General features: G+C 37.2%; 29 protein-coding genes. 15 read left to right on the top strand and 14 right to left on the bottom strand.

Going from position 1 to position 25,888, the window contains the following annotated elements:
• Positions 1-16 precede the first annotated feature (16 nt).
• A complete protein-coding gene (gene pheA, locus AP75_RS02945) occupies positions 17-856 on the top strand; it encodes a prephenate dehydratase (RefSeq protein WP_088263556.1) in 840 nt (279 codons plus the stop codon).
• Positions 857-879: 23 nt separating this feature from the next.
• Here the strand turns inward: pheA and AP75_RS02940 are convergent, their stop codons facing one another.
• Positions 880-2,157, bottom strand: a complete 1,278-nt coding sequence (locus AP75_RS02940; protein WP_031501439.1) for a replication-associated recombination protein A — start codon at positions 2,155-2,157, stop codon at positions 880-882.
• A gap of 99 nt (positions 2,158-2,256) precedes the next feature.
• Here AP75_RS02940 and yidD point away from each other — a divergent pair, with 99 nt between their 5' ends.
• From yidD to mscL, 3 genes are all read left to right on the top strand, one after another.
• Positions 2,257-2,502 carry a membrane protein insertion efficiency factor YidD gene (yidD, locus tag AP75_RS02935; RefSeq protein WP_031501438.1) on the top strand — a complete coding sequence of 82 codons (246 nt, stop codon included), beginning with the start codon at positions 2,257-2,259 and terminating at the stop codon, positions 2,500-2,502.
• Positions 2,503-2,521: 19 nt separating this feature from the next.
• Positions 2,522-3,391, top strand: a complete 870-nt coding sequence (lgt, locus tag AP75_RS02930; protein ID WP_088263555.1) for a prolipoprotein diacylglyceryl transferase — start codon at positions 2,522-2,524, stop codon at positions 3,389-3,391.
• Between the two features lie 389 nt (positions 3,392-3,780).
• Positions 3,781-4,152: a large conductance mechanosensitive channel protein MscL gene (gene mscL, locus AP75_RS02925; RefSeq protein WP_031501437.1), complete on the top strand. Its 372-nt coding sequence runs from the start codon at positions 3,781-3,783 to the stop codon at positions 4,150-4,152.
• Between the two features lie 72 nt (positions 4,153-4,224).
• On the opposite strand, the gene AP75_RS02920 is transcribed toward mscL, so the two are convergent.
• Both AP75_RS02920 and AP75_RS02915 read right to left on the bottom strand, forming a co-directional pair.
• The gene (locus AP75_RS02920; RefSeq protein ID WP_031501436.1) at positions 4,225-5,184 is read right to left on the bottom strand and encodes a D-2-hydroxyacid dehydrogenase; all 960 of its coding nucleotides are present in this window, start codon (positions 5,182-5,184) and stop codon (positions 4,225-4,227) included.
• Between the two features lie 3 nt (positions 5,185-5,187).
• The gene (locus AP75_RS02915; RefSeq protein ID WP_031501435.1) at positions 5,188-5,589 is read right to left on the bottom strand and encodes an LNS2 domain-containing protein; all 402 of its coding nucleotides are present in this window, start codon (positions 5,587-5,589) and stop codon (positions 5,188-5,190) included.
• A gap of 146 nt (positions 5,590-5,735) precedes the next feature.
• On the opposite strand from AP75_RS02915, the gene idi reads away from it, so the two are divergent.
• Complete coding sequence (gene idi / locus AP75_RS02910; protein WP_088263554.1) at positions 5,736-6,245, top strand: isopentenyl-diphosphate Delta-isomerase; 510 nt, start codon at positions 5,736-5,738, stop codon at positions 6,243-6,245.
• Between the two features lie 37 nt (positions 6,246-6,282).
• On the top strand, positions 6,283-7,365 hold the full coding sequence (gcvT, locus tag AP75_RS02905; protein WP_031501434.1) for a glycine cleavage system aminomethyltransferase GcvT: 1,083 nt from the start codon (positions 6,283-6,285) through the stop codon (positions 7,363-7,365).
• 80 nt (positions 7,366-7,445) lie between these two features.
• On the opposite strand, the gene AP75_RS02900 is transcribed toward gcvT, so the two are convergent.
• Entirely contained in the window at positions 7,446-7,874 is a 429-nt protein-coding gene (locus AP75_RS02900; RefSeq protein WP_088263553.1) for an Hsp20/alpha crystallin family protein, read from the bottom strand.
• 232 nt (positions 7,875-8,106) lie between these two features.
• Here AP75_RS02900 and AP75_RS14075 point away from each other — a divergent pair, with 232 nt between their 5' ends.
• On the top strand, positions 8,107-8,313 hold the full coding sequence (locus AP75_RS14075; RefSeq protein WP_143755785.1) for a hypothetical protein: 207 nt from the start codon (positions 8,107-8,109) through the stop codon (positions 8,311-8,313).
• 62 nt (positions 8,314-8,375) lie between these two features.
• On the opposite strand, the gene AP75_RS02890 is transcribed toward AP75_RS14075, so the two are convergent.
• Positions 8,376-8,726, bottom strand: coding sequence for an arsenate reductase family protein (locus AP75_RS02890; RefSeq protein WP_088263552.1), 351 nt, complete (start codon positions 8,724-8,726; stop codon positions 8,376-8,378).
• A 71-nt stretch (positions 8,727-8,797) separates the two neighbouring features.
• On the opposite strand from AP75_RS02890, the gene AP75_RS02885 reads away from it, so the two are divergent.
• Entirely contained in the window at positions 8,798-9,262 is a 465-nt protein-coding gene (locus AP75_RS02885; protein WP_088263551.1) for an acyl-CoA thioesterase, read from the top strand.
• 64 nt (positions 9,263-9,326) lie between these two features.
• On the opposite strand, the gene rny is transcribed toward AP75_RS02885, so the two are convergent.
• The 6 genes from rny to AP75_RS02855 all read right to left on the bottom strand — a co-directional run bounded on the left by rny (position 9,327) and on the right by AP75_RS02855 (position 14,014).
• Positions 9,327-10,901 carry a ribonuclease Y gene (gene rny / locus AP75_RS02880; protein WP_088263550.1) on the bottom strand — a complete coding sequence of 525 codons (1,575 nt, stop codon included), beginning with the start codon at positions 10,899-10,901 and terminating at the stop codon, positions 9,327-9,329.
• A gap of 292 nt (positions 10,902-11,193) precedes the next feature.
• The gene (locus AP75_RS02875) at positions 11,194-11,481 is read right to left on the bottom strand and encodes a cell division protein ZapA (RefSeq protein ID WP_031501432.1); all 288 of its coding nucleotides are present in this window, start codon (positions 11,479-11,481) and stop codon (positions 11,194-11,196) included.
• Complete coding sequence (locus AP75_RS02870; protein WP_088263549.1) at positions 11,481-11,783, bottom strand: hypothetical protein; 303 nt, start codon at positions 11,781-11,783, stop codon at positions 11,481-11,483. The genes AP75_RS02875 and AP75_RS02870 overlap by 1 nt, the downstream gene beginning before the upstream one ends.
• Positions 11,784-11,925: 142 nt before the next feature.
• On the bottom strand, positions 11,926-12,711 hold the full coding sequence (gene porT / locus AP75_RS02865; RefSeq protein WP_088263548.1) for a type IX secretion/gliding motility protein PorT/SprT: 786 nt from the start codon (positions 12,709-12,711) through the stop codon (positions 11,926-11,928).
• Between the two features lie 3 nt (positions 12,712-12,714).
• Positions 12,715-13,437, bottom strand: coding sequence for a bifunctional demethylmenaquinone methyltransferase/2-methoxy-6-polyprenyl-1,4-benzoquinol methylase UbiE (ubiE, locus tag AP75_RS02860; RefSeq protein ID WP_031503150.1), 723 nt, complete (start codon positions 13,435-13,437; stop codon positions 12,715-12,717).
• 7 nt (positions 13,438-13,444) lie between these two features.
• Positions 13,445-14,014, bottom strand: coding sequence for a hypothetical protein (locus AP75_RS02855; protein ID WP_031503152.1), 570 nt, complete (start codon positions 14,012-14,014; stop codon positions 13,445-13,447).
• A gap of 98 nt (positions 14,015-14,112) precedes the next feature.
• On the opposite strand from AP75_RS02855, the gene AP75_RS02850 reads away from it, so the two are divergent.
• The 4 genes from AP75_RS02850 to AP75_RS02835 all read left to right on the top strand — a co-directional run bounded on the left by AP75_RS02850 (position 14,113) and on the right by AP75_RS02835 (position 17,303).
• Positions 14,113-15,180, top strand: a complete 1,068-nt coding sequence (locus tag AP75_RS02850) for a 3-oxoacyl-ACP synthase III family protein (RefSeq protein ID WP_031503154.1) — start codon at positions 14,113-14,115, stop codon at positions 15,178-15,180.
• A gap of 84 nt (positions 15,181-15,264) precedes the next feature.
• Complete coding sequence (locus AP75_RS02845; RefSeq protein WP_088263547.1) at positions 15,265-16,470, top strand: metallophosphoesterase; 1,206 nt, start codon at positions 15,265-15,267, stop codon at positions 16,468-16,470.
• 17 nt (positions 16,471-16,487) lie between these two features.
• Positions 16,488-16,982: a GNAT family N-acetyltransferase gene (locus tag AP75_RS02840; protein WP_031503156.1), complete on the top strand. Its 495-nt coding sequence runs from the start codon at positions 16,488-16,490 to the stop codon at positions 16,980-16,982.
• A gap of 78 nt (positions 16,983-17,060) precedes the next feature.
• Positions 17,061-17,303 (top strand): hypothetical protein, encoded by a 243-nt coding sequence (locus AP75_RS02835; RefSeq protein WP_123904465.1) that lies wholly within the window; start codon positions 17,061-17,063, stop codon positions 17,301-17,303.
• A gap of 64 nt (positions 17,304-17,367) precedes the next feature.
• Here the strand turns inward: AP75_RS02835 and alaS are convergent, their stop codons facing one another.
• Positions 17,368-20,025, bottom strand: coding sequence for an alanine--tRNA ligase (alaS, locus tag AP75_RS02830; RefSeq protein WP_088263545.1), 2,658 nt, complete (start codon positions 20,023-20,025; stop codon positions 17,368-17,370).
• A 203-nt stretch (positions 20,026-20,228) separates the two neighbouring features.
• Positions 20,229-20,891: a YceI family protein gene (locus AP75_RS02825; protein ID WP_031503159.1), complete on the bottom strand. Its 663-nt coding sequence runs from the start codon at positions 20,889-20,891 to the stop codon at positions 20,229-20,231.
• A gap of 80 nt (positions 20,892-20,971) precedes the next feature.
• On the opposite strand from AP75_RS02825, the gene AP75_RS02820 reads away from it, so the two are divergent.
• Positions 20,972-21,919 carry a sulfate/molybdate ABC transporter ATP-binding protein gene (locus AP75_RS02820; RefSeq protein ID WP_031503160.1) on the top strand — a complete coding sequence of 316 codons (948 nt, stop codon included), beginning with the start codon at positions 20,972-20,974 and terminating at the stop codon, positions 21,917-21,919.
• 245 nt (positions 21,920-22,164) lie between these two features.
• Here AP75_RS02820 and AP75_RS02815 read toward each other — a convergent pair whose 3' ends face one another.
• On the bottom strand, positions 22,165-22,497 hold the full coding sequence (locus AP75_RS02815; RefSeq protein WP_031503162.1) for a zinc ribbon domain-containing protein YjdM: 333 nt from the start codon (positions 22,495-22,497) through the stop codon (positions 22,165-22,167).
• A 172-nt stretch (positions 22,498-22,669) separates the two neighbouring features.
• On the opposite strand from AP75_RS02815, the gene AP75_RS02810 reads away from it, so the two are divergent.
• Together AP75_RS02810 and asnB are read left to right on the top strand one after the other, a co-directional pair.
• Positions 22,670-23,875, top strand: coding sequence for an RsmB/NOP family class I SAM-dependent RNA methyltransferase (locus tag AP75_RS02810; protein ID WP_031503164.1), 1,206 nt, complete (start codon positions 22,670-22,672; stop codon positions 23,873-23,875).
• A 228-nt stretch (positions 23,876-24,103) separates the two neighbouring features.
• Complete coding sequence (asnB, locus tag AP75_RS02805) at positions 24,104-25,774, top strand: asparagine synthase B (protein WP_088263544.1); 1,671 nt, start codon at positions 24,104-24,106, stop codon at positions 25,772-25,774.
• The last annotated feature ends 114 nt before the right edge of the window (positions 25,775-25,888 follow it).

The following is a 25,888-nucleotide window of genomic DNA, read 5'->3' as shown; positions in this document are numbered from 1 at the left end:
TTTCTATTTTTGTTGCATGAAAATAGCATTTCTCGGTCCGCAAGCCAGCTTTACACAACTTGCCTGTTCGCAAATTTTCCCGACAGACGAGCTCCTTCCACAATCGAGTATTTTAGATTGTTTCATTGCAGTGAAAAATGGAGAAGCCGAAAAAGCGGTGGTTCCATTGGAAAATTCCATCGAAGGAACCGTTTCGATGACGCTCGATTACCTTTATCAGTTTAATGAAATTTACATTCAGAGCGAAGTGATTATGCCGATTTCGCATCATCTGATGATACATCCGGAAAACGAAAATTTCGAGAAAATTATTTCGCATCCGCAAGCATTGGCGCAAACATTTCATTTTAGAGTCAATAAATACGGCAATATTCCGACTCAAGATTTTTCTTCAACTTCTGCTTCTGCCAAATTGGTTGCGGAAAATCCTCAGGAAAAAATCGCGGCGATTGCCAATCATTACGCAGCAAAATTATATGGTTTAAAAATCATCGATGAAAACATCCAGGATTTTGAGCAAAACCATACCCGATTTATTGTAATTTCCAGAGAAAACGAAGCATTACAACTCAACTTCAAGAAAACTTTTGAGAAAACTTCTTTATTAATAACACTTCCCGAAGATCATGCCGGTGGTTTGCATCAAGTCTTATCGGTTTTTGCTTGGCGCAAAATGAACCTTTCGAAAATTGAAAGCCGAACCCTAAAAACCGGACTTGGAAATTATTTTTTCTACATCAATGTCGAAGGAAATTGGGAAAACATACTTTATAAAAATTCCTTGGAAGAACTAAAATCTATCGGCGCCGAGGTGAGATTTGCGGGTCACTATAGCGAATACGAGCTGGAAGGATAATATTTTTTGTAGACCCAAAATTTTCAATATTTACCTTTCCACTTCTTGCGAAGCTGTTCCGCGATTTTATTTTCGGTAGAATTATTGCCCGGTTCATAGAATTGCGTTCCTGAAATTTCTTCCGGCAAAAACTCCAAATCAACAAAGTTGCCTTCGTGAGAATGGGCATACTGATAATCTTTTCCGTAATTCAAATCTTTCATCAATTTGGTTGGAGCATTTCTTAAATGAAGCGGAACCGGCAAATTTCCCGTCTTTTTCACCAACGCCATCGCTTCATTTATCGCTAAATAGGTCGAGTTACTTTTTGGCGAAACTGCTAAATAAACCGCTGTTTCACTAAGAATAATCCGCGCTTCGGGATTTCCGATGACATTCACCGCCTGAAAACAATTATTGGCAATCACCAATGCATTTGGATTTGCCAAACCGATATCTTCGGAAGCCAAAATAAGCATTCTTCGGGCAATAAATTTAATATCTTCACCGCCTGCCAACATTCTTGCTAGCCAATAAACTGCACCGTTCGGATCCGATCCGCGCATGGATTTAATGAAAGCAGAGATAATGTCGTAATGTTGCTCTCCATTTTTATCGTAAAGCGCCATCGTTTCCTGCAAAACCTCCAAAACATCTTCATTGGATATTTCTTGTTTTTTTGAATTTTTAAAATTATTCAAAACATTTTCTACAGAATTGATGAGCTTTCTGGCATCTCCGCCGGAATATTGAATGAATGCTTCTTTATCTTTAAGTTTAAAATCGGTGTGCTCTTTTTCGTTGTATTTTTTGAAAGCAATTTCTGCCAGTTCTTCGAGCTTTTCATAACTTAAAGATTTCAGAACATAAACTTGCGAGCGCGAAAGCAACGCTGAAACCACTTCAAAACTTGGGTTTTCAGTCGTAGCTCCGATGAGAACGATCCAACCTTTTTCCACCGCGTGAAGAAGCGAATCTTGCTGAGATTTATTGAATCGGTGAATTTCATCTATAAACAAAATAGGTGATTTTCCGGAAAATAGATTTTGCTTTTTGGCATCTTCTATCACTTCCCGAACGTCTTTCACACCACTGGAAACTGCAGAGAGCTTAAAAAATTTCCTTCCGGATTTCTCTGAAACAATTTCTGCCAAAGTTGTTTTTCCGGTTCCAGGCGGTCCCCAAAAAATCAGCGAGTTCAGCGTATCATTTTCCAGCATTTTTCTCACCGTACCATTTTTTCCGGTAAGATGTTCCTGACCCAAAACTTCATCTAGAGATTTCGGACGCAGCAATTCAGCAAGTGGAATATTTGAATTCAAGATAGAAAATTGAAATTATTTGATTGCAAATGGCCGGCCAGATAAGTTTAGCCATAAACTTTCAACAAAATTAAACTATTTCGTTATTTTTGCAACGCAATGTTCAACAAAATCATCACATTTCCTTTGGTTGTACTGATAAAGTTTTATCAGTGGTTTATCTCGCCGATTCTTCCGAAAAACTGTCGATATGAACCAACTTGCTCTCATTACATGGTGGAAGCGCTTCGTGTTCATGGGCTTTTCAAAGGTTTTTGGTTGGGAGCAAAAAGGATTTCGAGATGCCATCCTTGGGGCGGAGAAGGCTATGATCCGGTACCTCCGAAAAGCGAACATCAACATTAAAAAAAATAAATAAAAAAATATGGTTTCATTTTTATATACCACTTGGGATCCGTCAACCGGTATCAATTTAGGTCCAATAACGCTGCACTATTACAGTTTAATGTTTGTTCTAGCATTCGGACTTGGCTATGCGATTATGGCGAAAATCTTCAAAATCGACAATGTCAACCAAAAATATCTAGAACCGCTTTTCACCTGGACTTTGGTGGGAACTATTCTTGGGGCAAGATTAGGACATGTTATTTTCTACCAACCCGAACTTTTCAAACAAGATTTCTGGTCGGTTTTTCTTCCGATTCAAACCAAGCCAGAGTTCAAATTCACTGGTTTTTCTGGTTTAGCGAGTCACGGTGCTACTATTGCTTTAATTTTCACCACGCTATATTATTCCTTTAAAATCATTAAGAAAAATCCTTTTTGGGTATATGACCGAATCGGAATTGTAGTTGCTTTAGGAGGTGCCTTTGTAAGAATCGGAAATTTTTTCAATTCAGAAATCATAGGAAAACCCGCTCCCGAAGGATCTGCATTCGCTATACTTTTCCCTCAGCAAAGTTCCGAGTACGGCGCCATCGTTCCGCGCTATCCTACCCAGCTTTTCGAAGCAATAGGTTACTTCCTACTCTTTATCTTATTGTGGATTCTATACCGCTACACCAACAAAAAATATCAACAAGGTTGGTTATTTGGAGTGTTTTTCATCATTCTTTGGGCAATAAGATTTTTTGTAGAATTTTTAAAAGAACCACAAGGCGACGAATTTATTCAATTTGCAGGTTTAAATACCGGCCAAGTTCTTTCAATCCCTTTTATGATTGCAGGTTTTTTAAGCATGTGGTATTCTAAAAACAACAAAATTACCGAAGAAGAAAACGGTCAACCGGAATAATTTCTAAATAAAACTAGCAAAGCCTTTCAAATTTTTTGAAAGGTTTTTTTATGATAAAATTTTAAAAACATTTCCCAATTCATCAATCAAAACTGAACGCTGAATCACCGCTTCTGAACGTTTTTCTACGGAAAAATCTCAAGCTTTCAATGAAGCCAAATCCCAAAAACCTTTGATGGATTCGACGAATATTGCTCCGTAAAAAAATGAGGTTCGCTGAGCGGAAAATATTTACATTTTTAAAGAGCTTAGATAGTTAATAAATTTAATGAAAATTGAGAACTCAGCATTATTTCTACCTTTAAAATCAATAAATGATAAGATTTATCAACAAATTTTAAAATTATTTATTAATTTAGCTGAACTTAAACATATTAAAATAAAAAACTATGGGATTTGTACAAGAATTTAAAGCATTTGCTTTCAAAGGAAATGTGGTAGATTTGGCAGTCGGTGTGATCATTGGAGCTGCATTTGGTAAAATTGTTTCCTCTTTGGTTGAAGATGTAATTACACCATTACTCCTAAATCCTACGCTGAAAGCAGTAGGCGCAGAAAACATCGCACAACTGAGCTGGAACGGCGTGAAATACGGAAATTTCCTGTCGGCGGTGATTAGTTTCCTATGTATTGCGATGGTACTTTTCTGGTTGATAAAGGCGGCTAATAAAGTCTCTAAGCCGGCTGAAGTTGCACCTGCAGGACCTTCAAACGAAGAGGTTCTTTTGGCAGAAATTAGAGATTTACTGAAGAATAAATAAATTATTATTCCATCATCATATAGAATCCCGGATATTCCGGGATTTTTTTGTTCAGATATGTTCTTTCAAAAATTATTGAATTTGCAAAATGCTGCAAATTTGATGAGCCAAAGAAAGTCCGATTCGGTCTTGCGCTTCCAAAGTTGAAGCTCCGGTATGCGGGGTAAGAGATATTTTTGGATGATTCAAAATATTTTTTGAAGGAGTTGGCTCGTTGATGAAAACATCTAATCCTGCGAAGGCCACTTTTCCGGAATTCAATGCGGCAATCAGCGCTTCTTCGTCTATAACTCCGCCTCGGGAACAGTTTACGATTGCTACGCCGTTTTTCATCAAATCAAATTCTTTTTTACCGATCATATAACCGTTTTTCTGTGCTGGAACGTGCAAAGTGATGAAATCAGCATGTTTCAAAACACCTTCAATTGGCTCAGTTTCGATATCTACGTTGATAAATTGGTTATTGTAAAATTTCACTTTAATGCTTGCTCTGCCTACATTGCTGTCGGCTGCAATTACCCGCATCCCTAATCCCAATGCGATTCTAGCAACTTCTTGCCCTATCCTTCCCATCCCTACAATTCCGATGGTTTTCCCTCGAAGTTCGATTCCTTTTTCGTAAGATTTTTTCAGTTTAGCAAATTCAGAATCTCCTACAACCGGCATTTTTCTATTGGAATCTTGCAAAAAGCGAGCTCCGGAAAACAAATGCGCGAAAACGAGTTCCGCCACCGATTCCGAAGAAGCTGACGGTGTATTAATTACGTGAATGTTTTTCGAACGCGCATAATCGACATCGATATTATCCATTCCTACTCCACCTCTTCCGATGATTTCGATGCTTGGACAAGCGTCGATGAGTTCTTTTCTTACTTGTGTTGCACTTCTTACAAGGATCGTGCGAATTTGATTTTCATTAATATAATTGATTAACAAATCCTGAGGAACTTTGTTGGTAATTACTTCGAAACCTTTCTCTGTAAGCGCATCAATCCCGGATTGGTCTAAACCATCATTAGCTAATATCTTCATTTATTAATCTTTAAATACTTCAATTGTTACTTGTCTCTCCACCATATCGGTAAATTTTCCTTTGTATCTGGTCGCTTTCACGAGGTGGTTATCAATCCAATGATAGTTCCCACCTCTCGGTTTTCCGCACAAAACGCTGTGATATTTAAACCCGTGTTTATCGAGCCAGTCGATGGTAATTTGCTTTAAATTCTCGGTACGCGAAGTGAAAAAACAAATGATATGTCCCTGATCATACCATCTGTTGATGGTTTCCAGCGCATCGGGGTACGGCTCGCAATCGATCATTCTTTCGGGCTCTTCATTGGGCACATCGTCGGTAATCGTTCCGTCGATATCAATGAGGTAATTCTTTACACCACCTTTCAGTATTGGGCTCAAATGATCTTTATAATCCAGTTCCATATCACAAAAATTTTAAGAGGCAAAATTACAAATTTTGATTGGTTTACAGCAGTTAAATTTTTTGAGTTTTTAAATAAAAAAACAGAAAGCATAAATTTTTATTAAAAATTTTACCAACTAAGTTTTAAAACTTAAATTTGTGAGATATGGAAGAACAAGTAGTTGTAGTTTCTGAAAATGATGAAATTTTAGGACTGATGGAAAAAATGAATGCCCATGAAAACGGAATTCTTCATCGTGCATTTTCTGTTTTTTTGTTTAATGATAAAGGCGAAATGCTACTTCAGAAGCGCGCTTCCGGAAAATATCATTCCCCAAATCAGTGGACCAACGCCGTTTGTTCGCATCCAAAAATCGATGAAACTTATCTCAAAGGCGCACAACGCCGATTGAATGAAGAATTGGGTATTACCACTGATCTTACGGAAAAATTCAGCTTTATTTACAAAGCCGATGTAGGCCAAAATCTTTGGGAACATGAGCTAGACCACGTTTTTACAGGAAATTACGAAGGAAATTTCGCGCTGAATGAAGAAGAAGTTTCGGAAATAAGATATATTTCCATGCAACAGCTCGATGAGGAAATGAACGCAAATCCTGAAAAATTCACAGAATGGTTTAAAATCATTTTAAAGGAATACAAAGATCATCTTTAAAATAATCGAAATATAATCTAATAAATAAATTTGAAGAATGGAGAAAAAAACTGCCCTGTTTGACAAACATGTTTCTTTGGGCGCAAAAATGAAACCTTTTGCAGGTTTCGAAATGCCTGTACAATATTCCGGTGTTACGGAAGAACACTTCGCTGTACGCGAAAAAGTAGGAATTTTTGATGTTTCCCACATGGGGCAGTTTTTTGTGGAAGGACCTTCTGCAAAAGATTTATTGCAATATGTTACCACCAATAATGTGGATGCTCTGGAAGATGGAAAAGCTCAATATTCTTGCTTGCCCAACGGAAACGGCGGAATAGTAGATGATTTGATTATTTACAAAATGGAAGACGAAAAATATTTCGTGGTGGTCAATGCTTCCAACATCGAGAAAGACTGGAATCACATCTCCAAATACAACGAAAAATTCGGCGCGAAACTTACTAATGCTTCAGACGAAATGTCCTTGATCGCCATCCAAGGTCCAAAAGCTACCGAAACCCTTCAAAAATTAACCGACACACAACTTTCCGATATTCCTTACTATCACTTTACTGTGGGAACTGTTGCAGGAGTTTCAGATGTGATTATCTCCAACACAGGTTATACCGGAAGCGGTGGTTTTGAGGTTTATTTTAAAAATGAAAGTGCTGAAAAAATTTGGGATTCGCTGACAGAAGCGGGCGAAGAATTCGGTTTGATTCCTTGCGGACTGGCTTCCAGAGATACCTTGAGATTGGAAAAAGGATTCTGTCTTTATGGAAACGATATCGATGATACTACTTCTCCGTTGGAAGCAGGTTTGGGTTGGATTACCAAATTCGATAAGGATTTTGTGGACAAAGAGTTTCTTGCAAAACAAAAAGAAGATGGTGTTACCAGAAAATTGGTTGGTTTCGAAATGCAGGAAAGAGCCATCCCAAGACACGATTATCTTGTGGTGGATGCGGAAGGTAAAGAAATTGGCAAAGTAACATCAGGAACCATGAGCCCGATGAAAAATATCGGGATCGGTCTTGCTTACGTGGCAAAACCACACTTTAAAGTAGGTTCGGAAATTTTCATCCAGATCAGAAATAAAAATGTTCCTGCAAAGGTGGTAAAACTGCCATTTGTATAAAAAACATCTTTCAATAAATAAAAAAACCGTTTGAAAATTTCAAACGGTTTTTATTTTTGTTTTTTATTGCCAAAAAAGGATTATTTGACTTCAATCGTTTTCACATTCTCCATCACTACTTCTTTTTTAGGAACGGTGATTTTCAGAATACCGTCTTCATAGGATGCTTCAATCTTTTCCGGTTCGGCATCTTCGGGAAGGGTGAAAGAACGACTGAATGAACTGTAATTAAACTCTCTTCGGGTAAAAGCCCCTTTCTCATCCTTTTCTTCATTTTCTGTTTTAGTTTCGCTCGAAATAGTTAAAACATTTCGTTCGAGATTAATCTTTAAATCTTCTTTTCTAAGCCCGGGCGCAGCTACATGAATTTCAAAACCATTATCGAGTTCTTTCACGTTAACTGAAGGCAAGGTTAATTCAGATCGGGTAAATTTCGGTCTGTTAAATTCAAATAAATCTTTCGTAAGGAAATCATCGAAAAAACTGTTGCTTCTGATTAAATTTGACATGACATTAAATTTAAAGGTTAAACATTTTGTAACTGATTACTGTATTTTCCTCAAAAAAAATGCCCGCTACAATTTGCGGACAAAATTACTTAACAAAGCTGATCTTCCGGAAATTATGTCATAAATCGAGTTCACAAGATGCTGAAACTTCTGAAATTATTTCGGCAAATGCTGGAAGCAAAAATTATTTCCGATACTCGTATTTCTTGTGCAGCGGGTTCCGGCTTTGGTAATGGCAAAACACCGGTTTGCGGAATTCTGTCCCGCTGTTTTCTTAGGCTTTGAAACAATTCCCAATCCCTGCCTGAAAGGAGGCTTACAGATTTTACACGGTTCGAGTCCTTGTTTAAGTGCTTTCTCAATGCTTAATGATGATGAAACATTTTTTACCATCCGGCAGGATGACAAATGGTACTTCGAGCCGGAAGGTGTTTTATAAACAGTTTGTGCTGAAATAGTCAGGGCAAATAACAACAGAAAAACCGACAGGAATTTCATGATTTAATCTGCAAAATATCCGCGTAAAGCTTCCAGGGTTTTCTTTTCGTTACCAATAAAGATTTCTTTATCTGTCATAAAAACCGGACGTTTAAGAAAAGTATAATGATCCAGGATAAGTTCCTTGTAATCGTTTTCCTGCAATGTTTTCGGATCTATTTCCCGGAGCTTGATTTGGTTTGATTTTTTACTGAAAAGCGCCTCGTAGGAACCTGCAAGTCTGTACATTTCTTCCAGCTCTTCAACTGTTACAGGATTTATTTTTATTTCCCGAAGTTCCCAGTCTTTCAAATTAAATTTTTTAAGAATTTTCAGGCAGGTATCACAGGTTTTTAAATAAAATACTTTTTTCATTTTTCAAAAATAGGGTTAATAAAAGGAAATTAAAAATTTTATCAATATCTTTATTTAAATTTAAGAAAATAATGGTGACTAAAACGGTCTTTCAGTTTATTTCTGAACCAAGCGATGTAAATTATGGTGGAAATGTACACGGCGGAAGTGTTATGAAATGGATTGATCAGGCGGGCTACGCGTGTGCAAGTTCGTGGAGCTCCAGTTACTGTGTAACCGTTTATGTGGGTGGAATTAGGTTTTATTCGCCAATAAAAATCGGGCATATCGTAAAAGTGGAAGCCGAGGTAATTTACACCGGAAGTACGAGTATGCATATCGCCATCAATGTATTCTCCCGAAACATCAAGCGGAAAGATTTTGAAAAGAAAACGCACTGCATCATTGTTTTTGTGGCGGTTGACGATGAAGGTAATTCGTTACAAGTCCCAAAATTCGAACCGGAAACCGAAGCCGAAAAACAAATGGAACAGTACGCCGTAAAACTCATGGACTTGCGAAAAAAAATCGAGGACGAGATGAAACCGTTCTTATAAAAATTCATTTCATAAAAAAACCTTCCGATTTCCCGGAAGGTTTTTTGTTATCAATAACTAGAAATTATCTAGCAATATTTACGGATCTGGTTTCGCGGATAACCGTAACTCTCACCTGTCCTGGATACGTAAGTTCATTCTGAATTTTCTCTGAAATATCATAAGAAAGCTGTGCGGACTTATCGTCGCTTACTTTTCCGCTTTCAACCATTACGCGAAGTTCGCGCCCGGCCTGAATCGCATAAGCACTGGAAACACCATCGAAACTCAAAGCAGCTGCTTCCAGATCTTTCAATCGTTGGATATAAGATTCCAAAACCTGACGACGTGCGCCCGGTCTAGCTCCAGAAATTGCATCGGCAACCTGAATAATCGGCGACAACAACGAAGTCATTTCAACTTCATCGTGGTGCGCTCCAATTGCATTGACTACTTCAGGATTTTCACCATACTTTTCGGCCCATTGCATCCCCAAAAGCGCGTGTGGAAGTTCGGACTCTTGTTCCGGAACTTTCCCGATATCGTGAAGCAAACCTGCTCTTTTCGCCATTTTTACGTTTAAACCCAGTTCTGCAGCCATCGTTGCAGCGATATTCGCTACTTCTCTGGAGTGTTGCAAAAGGTTTTGGCCATAAGAAGATCTGAATTTCATTCGTCCTACGATTTTTACCAATTCCGGGTGAAGTCCGTGTACACCTAAATCGATCACTGTTCTTTTACCCACTTCGATGATTTCTTCTTCGATGTGTTTTTTGGTTTTCTCTACCACTTCTTCAATTCTCGCTGGGTGAATTCTTCCGTCGGTTACCAAACGGTGAAGCGAAAGTCTTGCGATTTCTCTTCTTACAGGATCGAAACATGAAAGTAAAATCGCTTCCGGAGTATCATCAACGATAATTTCAACGCCGGTTGCAGCTTCCAAAGCACGGATATTTCTACCTTCTCTACCGATAATCCTACCTTTTACCTCATCAGATTCGATATTGAATACTGAAACTGAATTTTCGATCGCCTGTTCGGTTCCGATTCGCTGAATGGTTTGAATAACAATCTTTTTCGCTTCTTGTTTTGCGTTAAGATTAGCTTCTTCCATAATGCTCTGAACGTGCGCCTGAGCTCTGGTTTTCGCTTCTGCTTTCAGGGATTCTATCAATTCATTTCTTGCTTCATCGGCAGAATAATTTGCTATTTTTTCTAACATTTCTACTTTTTGGGAAGTAGCAATATCTAATTCTTGCTGTTTTCTTTCGAGGATTTCGTGCTTTTTGCTGTAATCGGCAATTTGTCGGTCCAAATCTTTTTCCAGTTTACCGGTTTTGCTCAATTCATCATTAAGCTTATTTTCTTTTTCTTTAATTCTTTTTTCGGCATCTTGCATCTTTTTTTCTCTCGCCTGAATATCGGCGTCATGCTGAGATTTCAATTCCAAAAACTTTTCTTTGGCCTGGAGTTGTTTTTCTTTTCTAATGGATTCGGCCTGTACGTTGGCTTTTTCTATAAGGTTTTCGGCATTTTTCTTTGCATCTTGAATGATGAATTTTGCTTTTGCGTTGAGTGAGCTTTTAGAAAATAGCATTCCTATAATGGCTCCCAAAACAACGCAAACAATACCGATAATAATTGCGGTTGCTGTTGTCATATATGTTTAGTTTAAATGTTCCTTTATTTAATGATTTCAAAGGTGGATTTTCCAATTTGAAATCGTTGTTTTTAATTATTTTTTATCCATTTTTTAAGATAAAAAAAGCCTACAATAATTCAGAGATTTAGAGTAAACTCCTAATCTTCACGATTTGAACTGATTTTCACTTTCTGTAATCCGAGCAAGTCGGCGCGCCATTAAGTGAACTTTCGTTCGGAAATTGTTTAGCGTTGAGTTTACCTTAATGTGTTAGAACTATTGTAGGCAGTTGTGTTTTGGAAAAGAAAATCTACTTTTCCAATTCTTCCAACAGGCGGTTAATTTGCATTAATCTTTCGTTGGAAGCTTGTATATTTTTTTCGTTGGATATTGCTGATACTTCTGCATTCGTGCCTAGTTTTAAAGCGCACATTGCCAAAGCATCTTGCTTATCTCTCACGTCAAAATTTTGTTCAAAATCTTTAATCATTGCTTCAATCTGTTTTCCTACTTTCCGAAGTGTTTCTTCTTCGGTGGCAGGTACATTCAGCGGATAATTTCTTCCGGCAATGTTGATGGTAATTCTTCTTACTTCCATTACAACCCGCTGTTTTGAAGTTCCGCAATACAGTTATCCACTTCTTTAATCAGGCGGTTGATGTGGTTTTTCATCAATCGGTTATGATCGGGATTTCCGGATATTGCCGAGTACAATTTTATATTCTTTTGTTCTTCTGCTAAAACCTGGTTTTTTCTTTTTTCCTCGTCGTATTTCTTCTTCAATTCGTTGTGCTCTTTCGATAATTCCGCATACTTTTCGTCCAAATCCCGGTAATTCTTCGTTACACTAAGAATTTTTTTTTCTAAAACCGAAAAGTTGTTTTCTAAATCTTTGAGCATTTTCAGGCTTAATTAATTCTAACTATTTAGCAAAAATATAAAATTTTAATTTGAATTGATGAATTATTTCAACAATTTATTGAAATAAAAAAGAGAAAGCATTGATTTACTTTCTCTTTAATTTTTATCTCGATGTTTTTCTTTACTCAAATTTCAAAACAAACATGAATGCACGGGTTTTTCCACTGGCGATAGCTGCGTTCCAATATGGTGGCGTTTCTGGATTGTCTGCTACCATTTCATCGTTAATCATAAATGTTCCGCGGAAACCTGGTGTAAGCTTGAATCTGCTGAAATAAAACTGAATCCCGATTTCTGCAGACCATGCAAAATTGCTTGCGGTAGTTCGGAAAAGTCCTTGCTGGTTATCGTCGGTTGCTTTGTTGTTTGATTGCAAATTCATCATCCAATTCACTCCGGCTGCCGCATAAGGACGAGAATTGTACCATCTGTCACCATGAACTTCGATGAGCAACGGCAAATCGACATAAGTCGATTTTACGGTTCTTAATTTATCTGCATCGGTGAGTGGTCTTGGTGTAAAAGCTGGATATGCAGTGGTTCCACCGGCGTATTGATCATTCGATTGAGTATCGAAATACACTTCTCTTTCCACGAAATGTAAACCTGGTTCGAATCTTAAATCAAAATTTTCATTCAATCTGAATTTCCCGATTAATCCGGCACCAAAACTATAGGAAGATTTAGTTCTCACAAGATTTTTGCCCTTATTCATCCCAAATTTCGGATCCAAAACCAATTTATAATCGAAATTATTCGCAGCAAGATAGAAACCGTAGCTGAGCTTTTGGTCATCAAATCCTTCCAGATTGTCCATTCGGTCTTTGGTACGGAAAAGTTGCGCATTCAATAATGATGCAACAAAAATTGCCGTGAGCAAATTAATTTTTAACCCTATTTTACCCATATTTTACTTGGTTGCCTTATAAATCGTTGCGATTCCTAAACTTAGTTTTTTATATTCCACTTTCTTGAAACCGATATTTAGAAGAATGTTTTTCATTTTTTCACCATAAGGAAAAGCGTTTACCGAATCCGGAAGGTAGGTGTAAGCTCTGTTGTCTTTGGAGACCAATTTACCGATTTGTGGCAAAATATTTTTAAAATAAAACATATAAAAAGGTCCTAAAAAGCCTTCCACTTTAGAAAATTCTAAAATATATACGCTTTTTTCCTCCTTCACTACTCTTCTGAGTTCTGCTAATCCTTTTTCTAAATTCTCGAAATTTCTTACTCCAAATGCAACGGAAACAGCATCGAATTTATTGCTATCGAACGGAAGGTTTTCCGCATCACCTTTCTGCATGGAAATTTGCTGATCCAAGTTGAGTTTCTTGATTTTCTCGATTCCCACGTTCAGCATTTGCTGGGAAAGATCCAAACCTACTACTTTCGCCGAAGTTCCTTTTTGTACGGCAATGGCCAAATCTCCGGTTCCTGTCGCTACATCTAGAACTTCTTTCGGTTGGTCTTTCTGCATCCATTTTACCAAAGTATTTCTCCAGAGCACATCTATTTTCATAGAAAGTACGTGGTTCAGTAAGTCATATTTGGGAGCGATATTGTCGAACATGTCTTCAACTTCGCTCTTTTTCCCTGCTTCTGTGTTGTATGGTTTTACTTGGCTCAAAATGCTTTATTTAAAATTGATAGTACTCTTTATAATAATTGAGAAAATCCTGTTTTCTGAAAATCTTTGTTCGGGATTCTATTTTCTGGACGTTTTTTACCACTTTATCGTAATCTTCGTCAATATTGAAGTAGAAATCGTCAGTATATAATTTATTGAAGAGTTTGGGCTCGTTAAGATAGTTTTTCCCATCAATGATAGTAGCACCACGAGCGGCGATCAGTGAATCTTTGTTGAGTCCATAACCGTAAAATTGCTCATTGATGTAATAATCTTGGTGTGCAATATTCAGCAAACCCCGATCTTTATTTACTACAAAACCAGAATCGTAGAGCATTTTCTTCTGTCCATCGAAAACCTTGATTTGGTTTTTCCCTTTCGCTAAATCTACCTGAAGTTTTTGTCCGGGAGCGATGATTTTTTCAGATCCGTTGTTGATTTTAAAGTAAAATGTATTATTGGTAGGATTATCAACCAGATAATAATTTCTTTTAGCCAAAAACAAAAAATAAATTCCAAACGCAAAGAGCACCGCAATCACCGATATAATCAAACCTTTCGTGGACGCACTCATTTTCATAATTTATTCTTGAAAAAACTTTTGCAAATTTAATAATAATTTTCATTTAAGCCGATACAATATAATTCTTAACTTTGTCGGAAATTTTCAAAAAAAATATGCCCAATACAATCATTATAGGTTCAGGAAGTTATATTCCTAAAAAAGTTATCGGCCGGGAACACTTTATGGATTCAGTTTTCTACACTGACGAAGGTGAAAAAATCGATAAACCCAATCCGGAAATCATCCAAAAATTTGTGGACATCACAGAAATAGAAAATCGAAGATATCTGGAAGATGATGAATTCAATTCGGATCTTGGACATAAAGCTGCAATGGAAGCGATTGCTGATGCCAAAATTGATCAAGAAGAACTTGATTATATTATTTGTGCCAGCAATTTTGGCGAGGTGGATAAAAATGGAATGACTAATTTCATGCCTTCTATGTCTGCACGCATCAAAAACAAATTGGGAATCCTCAACAGGAAATGCATCAATTACGACATGATTTTCGGTTGCCCAGGTTGGATAGAAGCAATGATTTTGGCTGATACTTTAATTAAAGCAAAAAGAGCAAAACTGATTTTGGTGGTAGGTACCGAAACGTTGAGCCGCGTAACTGATCCTTTCGATAGAAACAAAATGATTTTTGCGGACGGAGCCGGCGCTGTCGTAGTAAAAGCTACTGATGAAGAAAATGTAGGAATTATCGCTGATGCTACAATTTGTGATAATAATTTAGAATTAAATTACCTGGAAAATGCACCTTCATTGAAAAAAGATGAAGACAGAAGACCTCTTTACATCAGAATGCACGGCAGAAAAATCTATGAATACGCGTTGAAATACGTTCCGGATGCGATCAAAGAAACCATCGATAAAGCAAATTTAACTATTGATGATATCGATAAAATATTGATCCACCAAGCCAATGCTAAAATGGATTATGCAATGATTTCGAGATTGCACAAGCTCTATGGAAAAACTGATTACAGCCACGATATTGCGCCAATGACGATTCAGGAATTCGGAAATTCGTCGGTTGCTACAATTCCTACGATGTTTGATTTAATCAGAAAAGGAAATATGAAAGGTCATCAATTCAAAGACAAAGGAAATATCGTATTCGCTTCCGTTGGTGCAGGAATGAACATTAACGCGATTGTTTACAGATTTCCTTAAACCACAATTTTTAAAATAAAGCATTTAAACAAAACATAAGAAGCACAAAAATCCATTTTGTGCTTTTTTATTGAAAATTATCGCATGCAGAAAAATTTTTTAATCATCACCGGAATTATTTTTATTCTGGAATTTTACGTTTATCAAGCGTTCAAAACCATCGCTTCCAACAATTGGTTGCGTATCGGATATTGGGCCGTAACACTGTTGGTGTACGGCTTCTTACTTTATGAATTACTCAATTTCAGGCGAAGCGACCGAGATCATCATCGCATACAAATAGTGTCTTCTATTTTTTTAATTTTTCTAATTCCTAAACTTTTCATCGTTTTTTTCCTTTTAATTGAAGATATCGGAAGGTTTTTTAGGTATTTATTCTCATTTTTTGCAAAACCGGAAAGTTATTTTCCCGAGCGAAGACAATTCATCAGTCTCATCGGAGTAGGAATTGCCGGAATTTTTTCTGCTTTGGTAATCGATGGAATTATCTTCGGGAAATACCGCCACCATGTAAGAAAAGTGAAATTGAAAATCACCGGTTTACCAGATGTTTTCAAAGGTTACAAAATCGTTCAGATTTCTGATGTCCATTCGGGAAGTTTTTTTCATCCCGAAAAATTGCAGAAAGCAGTTGATTTAATCAATGAGCAAAAAGCTGATTTAGTGCTATTCACTGGTGATATGGTGAATAATTTTGCCAGCGAATTTGCGCCATTTGTACCATTATTTTCTAGCATTCAAGCGAAAGACGGGAAATTTTCAGTTTTAGGAAATCACGATTACGGAGATTATGCCGAATGGAATTCCGCTGAAGAAAAAGCCCAAAATATTCCCAATTTAATTCAATTACAAAAGCAAGCCGGCTTCGAAACGCTGAGAAATGAACACCGAGTTATCCAGAAAAATGGTGAAAAGCTCTATGTTCTCGGGGTTGAAAACTGGGGCGAAAAACCTTTTCCACAATACGGTGATTTAAATAAGGCTTCCACCGGAATCCCCGCTGAGGCAGCGAAAATATTGATGAGCCACGATCCTACCCATTTCGATGCGGTGGTGAAAAACCACCCTGCCAATGTACAACTAACACTTTCCGGACATACCCACGGAATGCAATTTGGCCTCGATTTGAAAAATGTTCGTTGGTCTCCTGTGCAGTATCGATATAAAAAATGGGCGGATTTATATGAAAGTTCCGGTAAATACCTTTATGTAAACCGAGGTTTCGGCGTAATTGCCTTCCCAGGAAGAGTCGGAATTGAGCCGGAAATTACCTTAATAGAACTCGTTTAATTTTTTTTTTAAGTCTAATGATTTCATTTAAAAAAGCCACAAAAGTTGATATTCCACAAATTCAGGAATTGGCAAAAAAGTCGTGGAATTCAGCTTATCAAAATATTATTTCGCAAGATCAAATTGATTATATGTTACAGCAAATGTATTCGGAAGAAGAAATTTCCAATCATTTGGAAAATCCGAATTATCACTATTATTTAATTTTAAAAGCTGAAACAGCGGCAGGATTCATTGGTTTTGAATTTCACTATGAAAATGCTACTACGAAACTTCATCGAATTTATCTCTTGGAAGACTTCAAAGGTCAAGGTCTTGGAAAAGCTGCGATTAACTTCCTGAAAGGAAAAACTTCCGAAACTTCCGACAAAAGAATCATTCTGAATGTCAACAAAAACAATCCTGCAAAGCAAATGTATGAATCACAAGGATTTACAACTTACAAAGAAGCAATTTTCGAAATCGGAAATGGGTATGTGATGGATGATTCTTTGATGGAATTTTTCCTTTAATCATTATTAAACTGCTCATTAAAAATTTTTTGGTACAATTTTAGAATGTCTAAAATCATAACATTAAAAAATAAACCTATGACACGCGCAAATTTATTCACCAAGATTCAGATGCTAGCATTAGCATTATTCGCAAACTTCGCTGCAATTATCGTAAAAGCACAAGACAAAGCTGCGGACTTAAAAGTTGATGTTGATGTCAATAAAGGAAGCGACGCAATGGGCGCAGAATGGATGAGCAACCCGATCGTTTGGGTAATTGGAGCAGTAGTTCTAATCATCATCATCGCATTGATCACCAGAGGCGGCGGAAGCAAATAACAAACTATACATAATAAAAAATCCCGAAAATTCATTCGGGATTTTTTTGGGGCTTCTGTTTTTTTTATATACCTAGTGCTTTCTGATAAGCACTTTCAATTCCATCTAGATTTTTCCCACCTGCAGTAGCAAATCCTGGATTTCCACCACCTCCACCTTGGATTTCTTTCGCCAAATCTTTCACGATATTTCCGGCGTGGTATTGAGCTTCCAAATCCTGCGAAACACCTACCGTAATCATCGGTTTTCCATCCGCATCGGAAATAATGATGATCACAGCGTTTTCAACTTCTTTTTTCAACTGAAAAACGATATCTTTCACGCTACCGGCATCCATTGAAACTTTTTTTACCAATAATTTTTTGCCTCCATTTTCTACAAAATCATTTTTCCAATTCGCGGTTTCGCCTTTTGCTTTCTCTTTTTTCAAGGATTCAACTTCTGATTTCAAAGTGGCGTTTTCTTCGATTAATTTTTCTACAGATTTTGCTAAATCTTTGGATTTGAGCAAAGCAGAAATTTCTTTAAACTGAAGCTCTAAACTTTGGAAATATTCCGCAGATTTATCTCCGGAAATCGCTTCAATTCTACGGATTCCTGCAGCGGTAGAATTTTCATTCTGAATCTTAAAATAACCGATTTCACCAGTATTTTTCACGTGTGTTCCTCCGCACAATTCCCGGGAAGTACCGAACTGAATCATTCGCACGGTATCGCCGTATTTTTCACCGAAAAGCGCCATTGCTCCTTTCTCTAAAGCCTCTGCAATTGGGATATTTCTAAATTCCTGTAACGCAATATTTTCTTTAATTTTTGCGTTCACTTTATCTTCCACCAATTTCAATTCTTCCTCGCTCATTTTTGAGAAATGAGAAAAATCGAAACGGAGATAATCAGGACCAACAAAAGATCCTTTCTGCTCAACGTGAGTTCCCAAAACTTCGCGCAAAGCTTCGTGCAACAAGTGCGTTACCGAGTGGTTCGCCTGAGTGTTTTTTCTGTCAGTAGTATTTACTTTTGCATAAAAAACAGCACCTGCATCTTTCGGTAAATCTTTAATTAAAGAAACGATCAAATTGTTTTCTTTGCGGGTTTCCAAAACCTCAACAACGTCGCTGCAATTTGTGATATCAAAAACATCTGGGTTCGCAATATCGAAACCTTCGGTATAACTTGGAATCAAAAGTCCTTTGTCACCGATTTGTCCACCACCTTCAGGATAAAAAGGCGATTTCGAAAGTACTATTTGGTAAAATTCACCGTCTTTATTTTCAATCTTCCGGTAACGAGTGATGTATGTTTCAGCTTCTGTTTGGTCGTAACCAACGAAAACTTCTTGTTTTTCTTCTAAAATAACCCAATCGTGAACTTTTTGAGCCGATGATTTCTTGGAACGCTGTTTTTGCTTTTCCATTTCTTCATCAAATCCTTTTTCATCAACGGTTAAATTCTTTTCTTCAGCAATAATTCTCGACAAATCTGCCGGGAAACCATAGGTATCGTACAACTCAAAAACCTCAGCACCAGGAAGCGTTTTTTCATTTCTCGATAGGGTTTCATTGATGATTAAATCAATTCTTTTCAAACCGTGTTCGATGGTTTTCAGGAAAGAAGTTTCTTCTTCTTTTATAACTTCAGTTACCAATTTTTCCTGTTTCACCAATTCTGGGAAAAATTCGCCCATTTCTTTTTTCAAAACTGCTACCAATTCGAAAAGGAAAGGCTCTTTCATCCCTAAAAAACGGTAAGAATACGAAATTGCTCTTCTTAAAATTCTTCGGATCACATAACCCGCTCCACCATTTGAAGGAAGCTGTCCATCGGCAATTGCAAATGCTACCGCACGAATATGATCAACCACAACACGAATTGCAATATCTTTTTCGTCTTCCAAAATTCCGGTGTATTTCTTCCCTGAAAGTTCTTCAACTTTAGCTATTAAAGGCGTGAAAACATCGGTATCATAATTGGATTTTTTTCCTTGCAAAGCCATACACAGACGCTCAAAACCCATTCCGGTATCCACGTTCTGTGAAGGTAATTTTTCTAAGGAACCATCAGCTTTTCGGTTGAATTCCATGAATACATTATTCCAGATTTCCACCACTTGCGGATGATCATTATTAATCAAATCGATTCCCGGAACTAACGCTTTTTCCTCTTCGGAACGCAAATCAACGTGAATTTCCGAGCAAGGTCCGCACGGTCCGCTCTCTCCCATTTCCCAGAAATTATCTTTCTTGTTTCCGTTGATAATTCTACTTTCGTCAATGTGGGTTTTCCAGTAGTCGTAGGCATCCTGATCGCGTTCTAAGTTTTCAGACGCATCCCCTTCAAAAATAGTTACGTAAAGATTTTCTTTTGGAATTTTATAAACTTCTGTCAACAGTTCCCATGCGAAAGCAATCGCTTCTTTTTTGAAATAATCACCAAAAGACCAGTTTCCGAGCATTTCAAACATCGTGTGATGATAGGTATCTCTACCAACGTCATCCAAATCGTTGTGTTTTCCGGAAACGCGGAGGCATTTCTGGGTATCGGCAATTCGAGGCGCTTTCGGTTGTTTGTAACCAAGAAAATAATCCTTAAACTGCGTCATTCCGGAGTTGGAGAACATCAATGTAGGATCATCTTTCAGTACAATAGGCGCTGAAGGAACGATAAGATGTCCTTTTTCTTTAAAATAATCTAAAAACTGTTTTCGTATTTGTTGTGAAGTCATAGTTGAGTTTTGCTGTTAGCGGTTGCTTTTGGCTTTTTGGTAAGCATGCAAATTTAGGAAATTTTGGGAGAAAATTGAACGCAAATTCGCTACCGGAAAAATTATCTGAAGTGATGAGGGAGAAGTAATTAAAAAAAATTCGTCTCGCTAAAAAACGAGACGAATCAACATCACTTATTACACTTAATAAAAAAAAATTATTCTTATTTCATTTCCATGGCTTTAACTAAAATCTGAATATTAATTTCATTTTTAATTAAACCATTTTCAATTGGCATTTGGAATTTTACTCCAAAATCTTCTCTATTGATATCTTTAGGTTCAGTGGCAATGCTTACAATGCCGTCTTTAACCGAGACATTGGCATTAAACTGTACCGGTTTTGTAATTCCTTTAATGGTAAGATTTCCTTCTAAAACAGTGTTGTAATCGCCTCCGGAAGTATTTTCAGAAACCTTTGTAATTTCGTAAGAAGCTGTAGGGAATTTTTCTACATCGAAGAAATCGGCACTTTTTAAGTGACCGTTCAATTTATTCAATTGCTCGGGATCATCTTTTAAATCAACGGAAGTCAGCGAATTCATATCTGCTACAAATTTCCCACTTTCCAGTTTTCCTTTATTTGCAGTTACTTCCCCACTTTCAAACTTTATAGTTCCGAAATGACTGGTATTGTCGGTTTTCACCACTTTAAAACCTTTCCATTCTATACGGCTATTGAGCGTATCCAACACGAAAACATCTCCTTCTTTTGTGGTAGAAACAGTATTGCTTTCGCTGGTTAACGGTTTATCTTTCCCGCAAGAAACCAGTAAAATTCCCGCAATAAATGCTGAAAAAATTGTAGTTTTGAATACCGTTTTCATTTAGAAAATTGAATTTTTAATTGTTTCCGCTAAAATAATAAAAAAATTCAGATTATTTATAAAAATCTTATTTTCGCAGTATGCTTTTAGAAATCAATCAATTATTTTTTTCATACACGCCCGAAAAAAAACTTTTTCAAAACCTCAATCTGCGAATTAGCGAAGGCAAAATTATTGCTCTTGCCGGCGAGAGCGGTTGTGGGAAATCCACTTTGCTGAGCTTAATTTATGGCTTGCTCGATTGGGAAAAAGGAGAAATTATTTTCTCTGGAAAACCGATTTTTGGGCCGAAGAAAAACCTTGTTCCGGGAGAACCAGAAATGAAATTGGTTGCACAAAATTACGATTTAATGCCATATGCGACCGTAGCAGACAACGTTGGGAAATTTATCTCAAACATTAATTTGACTGAGAAAAAAGCGAAAGTAATGGAATTGCTCAAGGTCGTTGGGCTGGAAGAATACGCATTGATTTTGCCTAAATATCTAAGTGGAGGCCAACAGCAAAGGGTTGCGATTGCACGCGCGCTTTCAGTAATGCCGAAACTGCTTTTGTTGGATGAACCCTTCAGCAATCTCGATTTTTCGCGTAAAATTGAACTCAGAGAAAAATTATTCAATTATGCGAAAGAAAAAAATATTTCGATGCTGATTTCTACGCACGAAATACAGGAAGTGATGCCGTGGCTAGACCAGATAATTGTACTGCAGGAAGGAAGATTGATCCAAAACGATTCGCCCATAGAAACTTACAAAAACCCTTACAATGAATATGTTGCAAAACTTTTTGGTGAAGTGAATGTATTTTCCGATGAAGAAAAAAAACTTTGGAATCTTGCAAAAACCTTCTGGTTTCCACACGAAATAAAAATTTCAGTTAGCGAAAATCAGCAACAATTAAATGCAAAAGTTATGGAAAGCCGCTTCGCAGGAAACCATTTCTGGAACAAAATTTCCTGGAACGACAAAAAATTGGTTGTTTATACCAACCATGAATTAGTAGGCGATGTAAACATCGAATTCATTTAGAATTTTCATTTTCATGAAAAAATATCAGGGGAATTTTTTGCACTTATCAAAGTAAAAACCTAACTTTACACTTCCCGAATAAGGAAATTTTTGGTTAATTCTCTTTCTACCTTTAAGACGAAATTAGTTCGGTTCTCGAACAACCAAGTCCGGAAAAGAACCCTGTCCAAATCTTTCCTTTTTTTATGCCCAAAAAGTAAAAAACACGCCGAAACGTGTTTTTTATATTGTTATTTGAAAATTATTTACGCTTTCTTTACAAATTCAGATTTCAAAGCCATCGCACCGAAACCATCAATTTTACAATCAATATTGTGGTCGGAATCCGGTCTCAAACGGATATTTTTCACTTTCGTTCCGGCTTTTACTGGTTTTGGGGCACCTTTCACCGGCAAATCTTTCATCACGATCACCGAATCGCCATTCTGCAGCTCATTTCCGTTGATATCTAAAATTTTATCATCATTTGATGTTTCTTTCGGATCCCACTCGTGAAAACACTGGGAACAAACCATCAAGTTATCCTGTTCATAGGTAAATTCGGATTGGCATTTTGGGCAGATCATTGTGTCGCTCATTTCTTCAATTTTTTATCATCCAAAAATACGATATTTAATGATGCTTGTCAATATAGCACGATCACTAAAATTTTAACTACAAAAAAACGGTTCCCACTTTCTGTTTTAAATTCTGTATTTTTGCAAAAAATTTTAGGTTAAAAAACTAAAATTCAACTATTAAAATCTCCCAATGGAACTTATACACAGAAACCTCCTCATCGGAATTCACGATGCTTTGCAAGAAACTTTTTTTGAAGATAAAAAATACGCGGACAAGGTCATAGAACGCCTTTTGAAAGCCAACAGAAAATGGGGCAGCGAAGACCGAAAAGTAGTTTCACAGATTTTCTACGATATCATCCGTTGGAAAAAACGCCTCGAATATTATATGGGTGAAGGCGCAAAACCAGGCAACATCTATAAAATGATTCTCGCATATTGCCTTTGGACCAAAACACATTACAAAAAATTTGAAGAGTTTGACGGAATTAAAAATGCCGACATCCTCAACAAACTCAAGAAAAATACGGTTCCTACGAAAGCGGTGGAATATTCAATTCCTGAATGGCTCGCCGAAACTTTAGAAAAAGAATTGGGCAACAAATGGGAACGCGAAATGGAAGCACTGAACGAGCAAGCTCCCACGATTCTTAGAGCCAACACCCTAAAAACCACGGCAAAAGAATTGATTTCCGATTTGAATGACGAAAATGTAGAAAGTTTCCAGATTAGAAATTATCCTGATGCAGTTCAGCTTGCGGAAAAGAAAAACGTTTTCCTTACGTCGGCATTCAAAGACGGTTTATTTGAAGTTCAAGATGCTTCATCGCAGAAAATTGGTGAACTTTTGGACGTTCACGAAGGAATGCGCGTTGTAGATGCATGCGCCGGAGCCGGTGGAAAAACTCTTCACTTAGCGGCTTTGATGAAAAATAAAGGTCAGATTATCGCTTTAGATATCTACGAATGGAAACTCGCAGAACTGAAACGCCGCGCTAAAAGAGCCGGGGCTCACAACATCGAAACAAGATACATCGACGACAATAAAGTCATCAAAAGACTTCATGAAAAAGCCGACAGACTGTTAATCGATGCACCATGTTCAGGTTTGGGAGTTCTGAAAAGAAACCCCGATTCTAAATGGAAAATTGACCAGGATTTTATCGACAGAATTAAAAAAGAGCAACAACAAATCCTTCAAGATTATTCTAAAATTTTAAAAAAAGGCGGCAAAATGATCTACGCAACTTGTTCTATTTTGCCAAGTGAAAATAATGAACAAGTGGAAACTTTCCTTAAAAACAACGATGGATTTTCTTTAATAAAAGAAGAAAAAATAATGCCGAGCGATGGTTTCGATGGTTTCTACATGGCATTAATCGAAAGAAAAGCGTAACTGAAAAGTTTATAAAAATGGATAGCAGACAAAAATCTGCTATTTTTTTTGGAATTTTTTCCGCTGAAAAGTACAGAATCAGCGATTGAACTTAAATTTTTCCTTTCTAATAATTAATTTTAGTAAAATATTCATATTTTATTAATTTTTGTTTCTATTTTTAATCATTTGCAATATGTTTGCAGTAGAATTTTAATTAAAAGTTACCAAAATAAAAATATTTGAATTATGTGCGGAATTGTATGCTTGTTTGATGCCAAACAAAAAACGGAAACTCTAAGACCTCAGGTTTTAGAAATGTCTAAAAAAATTCGTCACCGCGGACCAGATTGGAGCGGAATTTTTCAGGACGAAAAAGTAATTTTCTCCCACGAAAGATTGGCGATTGTTGACCCAACTTCCGGGAAACAGCCATTATTTTCTAATGATAAAAAAATCGTTCTCGCCGTAAATGGTGAAATTTACAACCACCGCGAACTTAGAAATGAATTTCCGGACTACGATTTCCAAACCGAATCCGACTGCGAAGTAATCATTCCTTTATTCAAAAAATACGGAAAAAATTTCGTGGATAAACTGAATGGAATTTTCGCATTCTCTTTATATGATATCGAAAACAATGTCTATTTTGTTGCCCGTGATCACATGGGAATCTGCCCACTTTACCAAGGTTGGGATCAACACGGAAATTATTATGTAGCTTCTGAACTGAAAGCTTTGGAAGGTGTTTGCAAAACCATTGAAACATTTTTACCGGGACATTTTCTTTACAGCCCCGAAGGTTACGAATTGCAGCAATGGTACAAAAGAGATTGGGAAGATTTTGAAAACGTAAAAGACAACACCACCGATTTGGCGGAACTGAGAAAAGCTTTGGAAGAAGCCGTTCACAGACAATTGATGAGTGACGTTCCTTATGGCGTTTTGCTTTCCGGTGGATTGGATTCTTCGATTATTTCTGCGGTAACTGCAAAATATTCGCGAAACCGTATTGAAAGTGGTGATACTCAGGAAGCTTGGTATCCGCGTTTACACAGTTTTGCGGTAGGTTTGGAAGGAAGCCCGGATTTGGTAGCTGCCCAGAAAGCTGCGGATCATATCGGTTCTATTCACCACGAAGTTCACTTCACCGTACAGGAAGGTTTGGATGCAGTTCGCGATGTGATCTATCACTTGGAAACTTATGATGTAACTACCATAAGGGCTTCCACACCGATGTATTTATTAGCGAGAGTCATCAAGTCAATGGGAATTAAAATGGTGCTTTCCGGGGAAGGTAGTGATGAATTATTTGGAGGATATCTGTATTTCCACAAAGCTCCAAACGCTAAAGAGTTTCATGAAGAAAACGTTAGAAAACTAGGAAAACTTCACTTATACGATTGTTTGCGCGCCAATAAAGCATTGATGAGTTGGGGAATCGAAGGCCGCGTTCCTTTCTTGGATAAAGAATTTATGGATGTTGCGATGCGCCAAAACCCAAAAGACAAAATGGTCACCGCACACGAACCAAAAATCGAAAAATGGATGCTAAGAAAAGCTTTTGAAGATTTGTTGCCGGAATCTATCGCGTGGAGACAAAAAGAGCAATTTTCAGATGGAGTTGGCTACTCATGGATCGATTCTTTAAAAGAAGTTGCCGAAAAAGAAGTGACAGACGAGATGATGGTGAATGCAAAATTCCGATTCCCACTAAACACGCCACAAAACAAAGAAGAATACCGCTACAGAACCATTTTCGAAGAGCATTTCCCAAGTGAAACCGCCGCCGCTACAGTTCCATCGGTTCCATCGGTTGCGTGCTCCACTCCTATCGCTTTAGAATGGGACGAAGCTTTCAAAAACGCCAACGATCCAAGTGGTAGAGCCGTGAAAACCGTTCACGAAGACAGTTACTAATCGATATTTACATTTAAAAAATTTGAAATACCCTTAAGAAGTTTAAGCTTTTTAGGGGTGTTTTTTTGGAGTGAAGATTATTCAAGATAAACATTCTTCATGTTCAAAAATTTT

This window comes from Kaistella haifensis DSM 19056, assembly GCF_000735695.2.
Classification (GTDB): domain Bacteria; phylum Bacteroidota; class Bacteroidia; order Flavobacteriales; family Weeksellaceae; genus Kaistella; species Kaistella haifensis.
This window is presented reverse-complemented; position numbering and strand designations above follow the sequence as displayed.